This is a genomic window from Microcoleus sp. S1D4 (genome assembly GCF_036700765.1).
Classification (GTDB): domain Bacteria; phylum Cyanobacteriota; class Cyanobacteriia; order Cyanobacteriales; family Microcoleaceae; genus Microcoleus.
This window is the reverse complement of record NZ_JAUBPP010000018.1, coordinates 113496-125120: the sequence shown is the minus strand read 5'-3', so window position 1 is coordinate 125120 and position 11625 is coordinate 113496. Positions and strand designations below refer to the sequence as shown.

Here is an 11625-nt window from a genome sequence, read left to right as displayed (position 1 = left end):
TTTTGAGCAACAGCTTGCCGGATCTTCAAAGGCAGCTACTTTTAGATGCGATCGTTTTTTAGTCTAAACTCCAGTTATAACAAAAATAGTTCATTCGTAGTGCGGACTTTAGTCTGCGCTACGAACCAATCTGCCATCGGTCAATCTACCGGACATGATATTATTAGTATTCCTAGGGAATGCTGCCATTGTTTTATACAATTTTTAATCTACAGTTTTACAGATTATCACCTTATATATAGCCCTTTTTAAGTTGATTGACTGAGCCTAAAAAAGCCGATGGCGAGAGGGCGATCGCTCTTGGCATCGACCCTATATTCCGCATTTTTATTGTACTTTTTTTACCTAAGATTTGCTTTATACAAAGTGCAAATAGTCCTCCGTTTCACTACGGCGAATACTTGTTTGTTAAGCGATTTCCGCTGCCTACGCATCTATCAGATTGTTGCTCTTTATCTTTATGCTGCGTCATTTTCTTTGTTCGACGCATCCTAGGAATAATGTTGATCTGATAGAATAGTTGGGGAATAGTTAAATAAAAAGTTGTTTATTAAACTGGCGATGATACAGGTGCATCGTTCACTAGAAACAGTCGATTTTTATTGATGAATTTTCCATCGCGACGCACCCTAGGGTTACTAATTTATTTCTGCTTTACCCTAATTTATTCGTGCTTTTCGCACAAAAGTTCTCAGCCATCAAGGTCAAGCCCCCTTAGCCAAGCACAAATTTTTAAGCCCGCAAATTTTAAATAAATTAGATATATTAAACAAAGCTAGTCTTTTTTATACTAACGCTTATGACGGTCAATCTCGCTTCCTCACCAAGTTCTGGTCTCAAACCAGAAGCCCAGAATATCTCGGCCCTCAAACAAGTCTTGCAGACAATAAATGCCGATAGCTGTCCGGGTTCCTACAACTTCCACCTCCACACGGTTAACTCCGACGGGCGATCGCAGTCAGAGAAAGTGATGGAACAAGCAATAGCCATAGGCCTCAAAGGCTTAGCTATTACTGACCACCACAGCACCAAAGGCTACGCTCAAGCTCAAATATGGCTGGATAATTGGAAATTAAACCATCCCGACAAAATTAGCGCTGCACCGACTCTTTGGACAGGGGCTGAAATTAATGCTGAATTGCTCAACAACGACGTACACATTCTCGCTTACGCCTTCGATCCAGAACATCCCAGTCTCGCACCTTACTTGCGAGGTAAAGGTAATGAAGGCCACGCTTGTTATTCCGCAGCCAGGGTAATTGAAGCGATTCAGGAAGCTGGAGGTTTAGCCGTTCTAGCACATCCTTGCCGGTATCGATCGACCGCCGATCAACTCATCCCAGAAGCAGCACGTTTCGGCATTGACGGCGTAGAAACTTACTATGCTTACGGCAATCCCTGTCCTTGGAAACCGAGTCCCAAACAAACTGCTTTAGTCAAAGATTTAGCAGAAACTTACGGTTTGTTGGGAACTTGCGGCACCGACTCTCATGGTCTGAGTCTTCTAGTCAGAATCTAGTAGTTGGGGGAATTGGGAATTGGGAATTGGGAATTGGGAATTGGGAATTAGGGATTGTTAGCTGTTAACTGTTGACTGTTGACTGTTGACTGTTAACTGTTAACTGTTAACTGTTAACTGTTAACTAATGACTAATGACTAATGACTAATGACTAATGACTAACGTTCTGGGAACAACTGACAAGATCTGTTAGTTGGCTGATTTGCCCAATCCAAACGAGAATTGCCAAATCGATCCATCCAAGCTTCCAAATAAGCCCGATTAGCCTTTTTTTCCTCTGGATCTGAGGTATTCATCGGATGAGGTGCTAAACCCAAAATAGTCGAAGTCGTCACGCAAAACATCGACTTCTGAAAACTTTGGCAAATTTGCACGCGCACATCATCTTCGCCGCGACAACTACTGCGGTAAATTTCTTGCAAATAATCCGGCAGAAAATGCCGCATATCTTGCATCAATTGAGTGGGCGGAATGCCTGCGCCTCCGATCGGCAAAGGGTCAGCAAATAAAGCACCGTAGCCAAAATCTTTTTGTTCTTCGGGGATTTGATGTGCTTGGGCGTTGTATGAAACTACTCCAAAAAATGCAGTACCTCGAAAGAAAATTGCCTCTACATAAGGGACTGCTACATCTGCTAAAAATGTCAAACCTGCCGAGGCTGGAATGATATCGTAGTCTCGATCGCCAATTTTGACGCTGTAGGTGATTGGTAGACTGGCGGCACCGACCAAACCTGCTAAGATAAAATCAACTACCTCAGCGATCGACTTAATTTCACCTGCTTCGTAGCGATCGGACAAATCGATAAATAAATCGCTCATTACCCGCCAAAACTGACCCAGCCCGGTGTAGTAAGCCAGCATCCGCACTTGTTCCGGCAAAAAATTAGGGAAGACTTTGTGCAGTCCCTGCATTAAAAAATTGCCTTTTAACTTAGCTGCGATCGCCTTTTCGACCAAACTGCTAAATTCCGGGGAATCCAAATAACTGTCCAAACCCCCGCCGCCGTGCCAAAGCATGGTTCTCATCACATACTCAGCATACTCAAAATTAATGCGGTCGTGCCACAAATAGCGGATTAATTTCGGTCGAGTCACTTCTCCGTTAAAATATTTAAAAAACGGAAAAAGCACTAAAAATTGTTCTTCAGCGATGTAGTTAAGATTGAGGGAGTAGGCATCTAGAACCACACCGTAACTTTTGAGAATGCCGACTACTTCTACTACATTTTCCGTTGATTCTGGAAGCAAAGCTTTGCCTGATTCCAAGATGTCAATGTAGGCGGATAGAGGATGAGCAGAGGGTTTTAATACGGTAGTTGTCATTAGATTTCAACCTTCATTGAATAACTGTTTTATTACCGAGAAATTCAGAATCCAGAGAAAGGTTTGATTGTGTGGACTTCAGTCTTCAGAATTTGAAGAGGACTGAAGTCCGAACGATCGCACCTATGGAAGATTTCACTCCAAGTTGTGAGCAACTTGTTGAACTTGTGCGGGCACAGCCGATACTAAGCCGATCGCAGTTTTCTCGCTCAAAGCTACTAAAACTCCAGGCTGCACTCCCATGATGGCGATAATTACTGCTAAAACCAGCGAAGGAATGCGATCGCGCCAGCGGACTTGTGGCAAATTCACCACCAAATCGGAAAGGCGGCCAAAAAAGGCACGGTTGACCATAATTAAAAAGTAAATTGAAGTCAAACCAGTGCCGATCATGCAGAGCACAGTTTGCACTGGAAACACTGGTAAACTGCCCCGAAAAATCAAAAATTCAGCAATAAATCCCGATAACCCCGGAATGCCGGCACTTCCCATCACGCCGAGGATCATTAAACTACCAATCATCGGTAAACCGCGATCGGGATTGAACAAACCTTTGAGCACGTCAATGTTGCGGCTTCCAGATTTTTTGTAAACAATACCGACACTCAAAAATAGTAGCCCTGAAATTAAACCGTGGCTAACCATTTGCAAAACAGTTCCGATCGTACTAATCTCTGTAGCTGCGGCGCTAGCTAACAAAATGTAGCCCATATGAGCGATCGAACTGTAAGCTACAATTTTTTTCATATCTTTTTGGGCGATCGCGCAACTCGCCCCGTAAATCACGCTTACCACCGCCCAACTCGCCAAAATCGGCGCAGCCACCGCCCACGCATCGGGGAACAAACCCAAACCAAAGCGCAGCATTCCGTAGGTTCCCAACTTCAACAGCACCCCCGCTAACAGCACAGAAACAGGAGTCGAAGCTTCTACGTGAGCATCCGGCAGCCAAGTATGAAAAGGTACTAAAGGAATCTTAATTCCAAAAGCTAGTAACACCCCAGCGAGCAACACAAGTTGCCTCACCAAAGGTAAAGGCAATCCACCTTGTAAATGCGATACACCCGCTGCACCAACCATATCGAAACTAGAAGCACCGCTGAGCCAAACTACTCCCAAGAAAGAAGCCAGCAAAACCATGCCAGAAAATGCAGTATAGATTAAAAACTTAGTAGCAGCATAACCCCGGCGCTCGCCGCCCCAAATCGCAATCAACAAGTAAAGCGGAATCAATTCTACCTCAAAAAACAGGAAAAATAGCAGCAAATTTTGAGATAAAAAAGCTCCCGTGACTCCACCACTAATTAACAGCATCAAAGAATAATAAAGTCGAGGTCTGCGGATTGAATCATCCGTAGCGTAAATAGCGACCCCTGTCAGTAGAGTATTTAAAATCACCAAAGGCAGAGACAAACCATCAACACCGAGATTGTAATTCAATCCCAAAGCATCGAGCCAAGGAACAAATTCCGAAAACTGCAACTGACTCGTACTGATATCAAACTGAGCAGCTACAATCACCGAGAGAATAAAAGTCACGCCCGCAATGACGAGAGAGGCATTCCGAACTACTTTAGAACTCACCGCACTGGGCCAGAACCCAATCAGAGCGGCGGTCAACATTGGTATCCAGATTAAAGCACTGAGCATCAATTCAAACTTCCCTTGTTACGTAGCTTTTAGAACTATATTTAACATTAACGCAAAGGAACTGCATAAAAAAGCGATCGCTCAATTTTCTTGTTAACATAGATGCCAATGACTCTGGAATCGTCCTATAACCTGAAGTATTAGCGATCGATAAGATTTGCCAATTAAATGGGATCATCTCATTTTTGCAAAAAATATCTTTTCTTGGAGTGCGAGCGTCCCCGAAGAGCGAGTATTATACACCTCGCTCTTCGGGGACGCTCGCTTTACGACACAATTTCAATACCCGAACTTTTACCCGATGGGAAAATTCCGCTTGCACAATTGTGACCGATTGAGAGCAAATAAAACGAGAAAAAAACAGACAAACTCAAAACAATTCATCTGCATTCATCCCCGTAAATCCACCTTTCATTTGCGGTTCAAAAAAGCCAAAGAATCAGCCCGAGCAACACAGCAACCCCACTCGCAATAGTCAACACATAAAACTGCGACTGACCGGTTCCGCTGTACTTCAACCCTTCGCCGCTGAAAATTGTGGCAAAACCGAACAAATTCACCACCCCGTCTACTACGTACTTGTCAGTCCAAGCACTGATTTGAGCAATAGAAGCTACGGCCCAAACCACAGTCAAGCGGTAAACTCGATCGATATAAAAGTCGTAAGCAAACAAATCCTGCACCGCGGGCAACGGCAGCCGTACTGGTCTAGGTAAAACTCCGTACCAATAAATCGCCACCCCAATCGCAACGCCCATAAAGCCAGATAACATCAAAAGCGGAACATTTAGAGTCTTCAACAGCAAATTTAAAGTATCAAAATCCCCGGTTTTCGCCCAAGGCCCAGTCCAACTAATTAACAGTTGCCACCGCTGCAACATCCAAGGCACCAACAGCCCGATCACGGTCAAAATTACCATCGGTAATGCCATAGTCCAACCGACTTCTGGAGCTCTGCGAGTTTTCGGCTGCGGTTTTCCTGCAAACACTAAACCGAATACGCGAGTTAAATTTAGGGCTGTTAAACAGTTAACCAAAAGCAATACAACTACCAACCACAAGGGCACTGTCCAAAAACCGTTGAGCCAGCGCCGCATCGCCCAAAAGTTACCCATTGGTAATAGCGCTACCATCCCTGAAGCGCCTACTAAATAAGCCATTGTTGTGGCAGGCATCTTTGACCACAACCCACCCATTTCTGTTAAATCTTGAGTGTTGGTTGTCAGAATCACTGACCCTACGCTCATGAATAATAGTCCTTTGGCGATCGAGTGCGCGAACAGCAACAGCAAAGCAATGTCAACTTGATTGAGTCCCACCGCGATAAACACTAAACCCAAAGAAGCGCTGGTAGAATGCGATAAGGCTCTTTTGAGGTCGATTTGGGCGATCGCCACCAAAGAAGCACCAACCGCCGTCACCGCACCCAAAACGACCAACACCACACCAGTCACCGGCGACAGCGCTAAAACAGGCTGAAGTTTAATTAAAATATAAGCGCCAGCACCTACAACAACCGTATTCCGCATAATCGAAGCCGGGTTGGGCCCTTCCATCGCCTCGTCTAGCCACAAATGGAACGGAAATTGAGCGCACTTGGCTGTAGGTGCAGCAATTAAAGCCAAACCTAAAAGAGTCGCTACCAAAGGAGACAAAGTTGCAGTTTCCGCCCATTTTTCTAAATCGGAAAAATTCAAACTTCCCGCTAAAGTAGAAAGCGTCACTACTCCCATCAGCAGCGGTACGTCTCCTACACGCTTTGTTAAAAACGCATCTCTAGCCGCCGTTACTACCAGCGGTTGAGCGTACCAAAACCCGACTAGCAAATAAGTTGAAAGCGTCAGCAATTCCAACAAAGCATAAGTTAGCAGCAGCGAGTCGCTAATGGCAATTCCGCTAATTGCTCCTTCAAAAAAACCGAGCAGCCCAAAAAATCGAGCTAGCGCCCAGTCTTTTTCCATGTAGCCGATAGCGTAAATTTGTGCTAGCAGACTCAGAACTGTAACTAACTCCATTGCTCCGACGCTGATGGTGGAGATTTCTATGGCAAAAGACAAATTTAAATCTGCTGCTTGCACCCAGTGTACGAGCAACTGTTGGGGGGGTCGATCCCACGTTGCTCTAAAAATCACCGTTCCGTGGATGAAAGCCAATACAGTCATCAACAAATTGAAGTAAGCTGCAGGTCTCGGCCCTGTGGTGCGAACGGTTCCTGTAGACCACGGCAAAGTTAAAATTGCGCCAATTAAGCCATATAAAGGAACCCACCAACAGGCTTGGAGGAGAAATTCAGTCATTTAATTTATCCTTGAAACTTTAAATTACTGCCTGCCTCGATCCAAAGGCAGTTCCGGGCGATCGCCCGACACCCTAAAACTTTGACTGAACCCGATCGTATAGTTCTGGCAAAATAATTTGCACCCAAAATTAACTATACATTAAAGCATCAAAAATGATAATTATGTGACTACAAAATTACTGCCTTCTCAGAATCGGCAATCAAAGAAAAAAAAGACCGCAGATTGGTAAACACTGCCTTTTGTGTCTGTTTGCTCGCGATCCCCCTTTGGAAATCCCCAAATTTCCCAACGTCGATCGACCCTGCCTTCACCTACCGAACTCTACTTTTAAGGTATTTTTACTCACTCGACTCCCCGATCGCCACCCACATCTACTCCTCTGAATCTTAAGATTATTAAATAAATATTAAATTATTTTAAGTAACATAAAAATTTTTAATTTTTGTTATTAAACATTATGATGTTAGATTATATTGTCAAGGTGGACAGATTCCCCTATTCTATAAGGATAGGAAGCTTTACACTGCATTCCTAAATAATGTGGCCTTCCCCGTCCAAATTTTTAGATTTCTCAAAGATTTGTAACGGTAATTCCACTCATGCTTAAATTGGAGATTCAAAAATGTCAATAGCCGTGGGAATGATTGAGACAAAAGGTTTTCCCGCCGTTGTGGAAGCTGCCGACGCTATGGTCAAAGCTGCTCGCGTTACCCTTGTGGGTTATGAAAAAATCGGCAGCGCCCGCGTCACAGTGATTGTGCGTGGCAACGTGTCGGAAGTCCAGGCCTCAGTCGCAGCCGGAGTGGAATCCGTCAAGCGGGTGAACGGCGGAGAAGTAGTCTCTACCCACATCATCGCTCGCCCCCACGAAAACCTAGAATACGTTCTGCCCATTCGTTACACAGAAGCAGTAGAACAGTTCCGAGGCTACTAAGTTCTTAGCCCACAGAAAATTAATTTGACGAAAAGTTGGACTAAAATCAGTACGCTCGTCAAAAATTAACAGTTTAGTTCCCCAAATATTCAATCAGGAGTAAAACCAATGGCAATTGCAGTTGGCATGATCGAAACCCTAGGCTTCCCCGCAGTCGTGGAAGCAGCAGACGCAATGGTCAAAGCAGCCCGCGTCACCTTGGTAGGGTACGAAAAAATCGGTAGCGCTCGCGTTACAGTCATTGTAAGAGGAGATGTCTCGGAAGTGCAAGCTTCCGTAGCCGCTGGAGTAGAGTCGGTGAAGCGCGTTAACGGCGGACAAGTGATGTCCACCCACATTATCGCCCGCCCTCACGAAAACTTGGAGTACGTGCTACCCATTCGCTATACCGAAGCTGTAGAACAGTTCCGTGAAGGCGTCAGCGGTATTCGTCCTCTCAACAGATCTTAAGACGGGCGATCGGCTGTTCGGGGCATTTGGTAATTAAAACTTGAAAATTAAAAATTAAAAAGCGCGAAATTTTTGATTTAGCATTTTTAATTTTTAATTGATGCGGGCATGGGATATTGGTTGTTAGTCATCAGTCATGAGTCATTAGTCACGAGTCATTAGTTACTAGACGAAAAACTCTCTTTGCAGACATCGGACTGAGGAAAGCTAATTTAAAAAAGACAAGTGACTCTGTGAAAAAATGACAGTTACCAATTACCAATTACCAATTACCTAAAATGCAAATGGCCAAAGTTCTCGGCACAGTTGTCAGTACCCAAAAAGAGCCGACGCTGAGAGGATCGAAATTTCTACTCCTGCAATTCATCAATGAAGAAGGTTTGCCAGTTCCCGGATATGAAGTAGCGGCTGACTGTGTGGGCGCTGGTATAGATGAATGGGTTTTAGTGACCAGAGGTAGCGCAGCCCGGATCGCGCCCGGCAGCGAAAACCGTCCGATCGATGCTCTGGTAGTAGGCATTATAGATACTGTCAATGTAGAAAACCGCCTCATTTACAGTAAAAAAGACGACCCGTACCGCTAGTTGACAGTTGGCAGGAAAGCAGGAAAGCAGTTGACAGTGAACAGTGAACAGCGAACAGCGAACAGCGAACAGTGAACGACTAACAACTAACAAAAAAATTTTTCAGCTTAGGAGAACTTAATTTATGGCAGTCCGCAACGTTGCGGCTCCCCCGACGCCTTGGTCGAAAAACTTGGCTGAGCCCAAAATTCACGATACCGCCTACGTACATTCCTTTTCTAACATTATTGGGGATGTGCATATCGGTTCTAATGTGATGATTGCCCCCGGGACATCTATCCGCGCCGATGAAGGCACTCCTTTTTATATTGGAGGAGGAAGCAACATTCAAGACGGAGTAGTGATTCACGGCCTAGAACAAGGCCGAGTCACAGGAGACGACGACAAATCTTATTCTGTGTGGGTGGGGAAAAATACTTCGCTCACGCACATGAGTTTAATTCACGGCCCTGCCTACGTGGGCGACGACTGCTTTATCGGCTTTCGCTCTACGGTGTTCAATGCCAGGGTGGGAAACGGGTGCATTGTAATGATGCACGTATTAATTCAAGATGTAGAAATTCCCCCCGGTAAGTACATACCTTCGGGAGCTGTCATCACTAATCAGCAGCAAGCCGATCGCTTGCCAGATGTTCTAGATTCAGATGTAAAATTTGCGACCCACGTCATCGGCATCAATGACGCTCTGAGAACGGGTTATCGCTGCGCTGACAACATTGCCTGTCTAGCACCAATTCGCAACGAGCAAGCTAAAAACTCAAATATCACTCAAATGAATTATTCTACTCAAACCGGCAGCCAATTGAGTTCTTCTATAACTGATAGCATCCGCAATTTACTAGCCCAAGGATACAGCGTGGGAGCGGAACACGCCGACGCGCGCCGCTTCCGTACCGGTTCTTGGCGCACTTGCGGCCCGATTTCCTCAACCCGGCACTCAGATGTAATCGCAGCTTTGTCGGCTTGTATGGCCGACCACCAAGGAGAATACGTCCGCTTGATCGGGATTGACACCAAAGCCAAGCGCCGCGTACTCGAAGAAATCGTCCAAAGACCGGGAGAAAACGGCTCTAACGGTTCTAACGGCGCAAAAACTCACAAATCTAACGGTCAATTTGCACAAGCTTCCCACCGCAATACCGGTTCTGCGTCCAGCAGCGGCAAATTGAGCGCGGAAACAGTGGCGACTGTTCGCGGCTTGCTAAGTCAAGGTTACAAAGTGGGGACGGAACACGCCGACGCGCGCCGCTTCCGTACCAGTTCCTGGCAAAGCGGGGCTTCGCTGCAAACGAGAAATGAATCTGAGGCGATCGCCGCTTTAGAATCAGTGATGAACCAATATCCTGGCGAATACGTGCGCTTGATCGGGATTGACCCGAAAGCTAAGCGCCGCGTGGTTGAAGAAATTATTCAGCGTCCCGACGGCCCAGTTGCTCAATCGGCTCAGCAGACTACAACATCGGGATTCAAACCACCAGCAGGGAAAGGTAAAGAAGCTTACACAGGTGCGGTCGCCAGCAGCGGCATCTTGACCGGCAAGGCGATCGACCAAATCCGCAACCTGCTCTCCCAAGGCTACAAAATTGGCACCGAACACGCCGACGCGCGCCGTTTCCGCACCGGTTCTTGGAGTAGTTGCGCGCCGATCGCATCCAACCGCGAATCCGAAGTGATTTCCGCCCTCGAAAGCTGTCTCAAAGAACACAGCGGCGAGTACGTCCGCTTGCTGGGTATCGACTCCAAGGCCAAACGCCGCGTACTCGAAGAAATCATCCAGCGCCCTTAAGAACGCCTGGTAATTAGCTGGTTTCTCCCGTTAAGTGCTCGCGTTGGGCTAATGGGAGAACCAACCCTAGGATTCAAGTTTGGTTTTAGAGAGTTAGACAGTTCGATTGAGAATTTTTGGGAAAAATTTAAGATTTTCTCAAACTTTATAAAAAATCTTAAAGCCCGAACAAAATTTAGGCAAAAAAGGTTTGATGCGTTACTTACATGGGTAAGGTACGCAAGTTTAAGCCTGCGTAATTTAGGTTTAGATTCAGTCTCGATCGAGCTTTTCAATATTAGTAATTTCTCGTTTATTGGATGGATGCGGTTAATTTTTTTGAGTCAATAAAACCCATAAATTAAAGTCCTTTTCTCTAAAAAAATAGCTCATTTCATGGTAAAGTTGAATGTATTTATCGCCACTGCAATTAACTAGCAACTCTCAGATTTTGATGAGTGGCGATGTGGTTGTGAATGAGAGTGCGGCGATCGCCCCAGGAGTCATCCTGCAAGCAGATCCGGGAAGTCGGATCTCGATAGCCGCCGGTGCGTGTATCGGTATGGGAACTATCCTTCACGCCCGTGAAGGCGATCTGGAAATCGGGGCGGGCGCGATTCTGGGTGCAGGGGTGCTGGTAGTAGGTGCGGGGACGATCGGCGAAAATGCCTGTATAGGCGCGGCGACAACCCTGATTAATCCTTCTATCGACAAACTGCAAATTTTGCCAGCCGGTTCTCTGATCGGAGATACCAGCCGTCAAGTACCAGCAGAAGTAACCGCAAAAGCAGAAGCAGAAGCAGCCCCGGAACCGGAACCGGAACCTCCCCCAGTTAGTACGCCAGCCGTCGATCGACCGATCGATGAGCCAACCGCCGCCGCCCCTACACAGCCTCAAACACCGCCGGAGACATCCCCACAACCGCTGCAAGACACTGCCTCAGACCAGCCCCAACCAGCAGATACCCCAACTATTCTGTACGGCCAAGCTCACATCAATCGGCTGCTGGGGACGCTGTTTCCGCACCGACAAGCTTTTAATCGATCGGAGGAAAACGGTCAAACTCTCTCGGGCGGTTCCGGGTAGCGGTAAGTCG

The 11625-nt window shown here is 46.2% G+C and carries 9 protein-coding genes; 6 read left to right on the top strand and 3 right to left on the bottom strand.

The genetic code is table 11. The annotated features are described in order from the left end of the window. Positions 1–799: 799 nt before the first annotated feature. On the top strand, positions 800–1519 hold the full coding sequence (locus QT998_RS19260) for a PHP domain-containing protein (protein ID WP_333093528.1): 720 nt from the start codon (positions 800–802) through the stop codon (positions 1517–1519). 159 nt (positions 1520–1678) lie between these two features. Here QT998_RS19260 and QT998_RS19255 read toward each other — a convergent pair whose 3' ends face one another. The 3 genes from QT998_RS19255 to QT998_RS19245 form a co-directional block, all read right to left on the bottom strand. Beyond that, positions 1679–2845 carry a CO2 hydration protein gene (locus tag QT998_RS19255; RefSeq protein ID WP_333116994.1) on the bottom strand — a complete coding sequence of 389 codons (1167 nt, stop codon included), beginning with the start codon at positions 2843–2845 and terminating at the stop codon, positions 1679–1681. 135 nt (positions 2846–2980) lie between these two features. Beyond that, positions 2981–4495: an NADH-quinone oxidoreductase subunit M gene (locus QT998_RS19250; RefSeq protein WP_333093526.1), complete on the bottom strand. Its 1515-nt coding sequence runs from the start codon at positions 4493–4495 to the stop codon at positions 2981–2983. A 422-nt stretch (positions 4496–4917) separates the two neighbouring features. Continuing rightward, positions 4918–6792, bottom strand: coding sequence for an NAD(P)H-quinone oxidoreductase subunit F (locus QT998_RS19245; protein WP_333116996.1), 1875 nt, complete (start codon positions 6790–6792; stop codon positions 4918–4920). Positions 6793–7417: 625 nt separating this feature from the next. Between QT998_RS19245 and QT998_RS19240 the strand changes: the two genes are divergently transcribed. The 5 genes from QT998_RS19240 to QT998_RS19220 all read left to right on the top strand — a co-directional run bounded on the left by QT998_RS19240 (position 7418) and on the right by QT998_RS19220 (position 11615). Next, the gene (locus tag QT998_RS19240) at positions 7418–7729 is read left to right on the top strand and encodes a carbon dioxide-concentrating mechanism protein CcmK (protein ID WP_006635059.1); all 312 of its coding nucleotides are present in this window, start codon (positions 7418–7420) and stop codon (positions 7727–7729) included. A 108-nt stretch (positions 7730–7837) separates the two neighbouring features. Continuing rightward, the gene (locus QT998_RS19235; protein ID WP_006635058.1) at positions 7838–8179 is read left to right on the top strand and encodes a carbon dioxide-concentrating mechanism protein CcmK; all 342 of its coding nucleotides are present in this window, start codon (positions 7838–7840) and stop codon (positions 8177–8179) included. Between the two features lie 278 nt (positions 8180–8457). Beyond that, positions 8458–8763: a EutN/CcmL family microcompartment protein gene (locus tag QT998_RS19230; protein WP_333093524.1), complete on the top strand. Its 306-nt coding sequence runs from the start codon at positions 8458–8460 to the stop codon at positions 8761–8763. A 124-nt stretch (positions 8764–8887) separates the two neighbouring features. Then, entirely contained in the window at positions 8888–10549 is a 1662-nt protein-coding gene (locus QT998_RS19225) for a ribulose bisphosphate carboxylase small subunit (protein WP_333116998.1), read from the top strand. 388 nt (positions 10550–10937) lie between these two features. Then, positions 10938–11615 (top strand): carbon dioxide concentrating mechanism protein, encoded by a 678-nt coding sequence (locus tag QT998_RS19220; RefSeq protein WP_333093522.1) that lies wholly within the window; start codon positions 10938–10940, stop codon positions 11613–11615. Positions 11616–11625: the final 10 nt, after the last annotated feature.

What these genes read in the sequence shown, in the direction of transcription:
- QT998_RS19230 (WP_333093524.1), top strand. Translation starts at nt 8,458, where the DNA reads ATGCAAATGGCCAAAGTTCTCGGCACAGTTGTCAGTACCCAAAAAGAG.
- QT998_RS19235 (WP_006635058.1), top strand. Translation starts at nt 7,838, where the DNA reads ATGGCAATTGCAGTTGGCATGATCGAAACCCTAGGCTTCCCCGCAGTC.
- QT998_RS19250 (WP_333093526.1), bottom strand. Translation starts at nt 4,495, where the DNA reads ATGCTCAGTGCTTTAATCTGGATACCAATGTTGACCGCCGCTCTGATT.
- QT998_RS19255 (WP_333116994.1), bottom strand. Translation starts at nt 2,845, where the DNA reads ATGACAACTACCGTATTAAAACCCTCTGCTCATCCTCTATCCGCCTAC.
- QT998_RS19260 (WP_333093528.1), top strand. Translation starts at nt 800, where the DNA reads ATGACGGTCAATCTCGCTTCCTCACCAAGTTCTGGTCTCAAACCAGAA.
- QT998_RS19225 (WP_333116998.1), top strand. Translation starts at nt 8,888, where the DNA reads ATGGCAGTCCGCAACGTTGCGGCTCCCCCGACGCCTTGGTCGAAAAAC.
- QT998_RS19240 (WP_006635059.1), top strand. Translation starts at nt 7,418, where the DNA reads ATGTCAATAGCCGTGGGAATGATTGAGACAAAAGGTTTTCCCGCCGTT.
- QT998_RS19220 (WP_333093522.1), top strand. Translation starts at nt 10,938, where the DNA reads ATGTATTTATCGCCACTGCAATTAACTAGCAACTCTCAGATTTTGATG.
- QT998_RS19245 (WP_333116996.1), bottom strand. Translation starts at nt 6,792, where the DNA reads ATGACTGAATTTCTCCTCCAAGCCTGTTGGTGGGTTCCTTTATATGGC.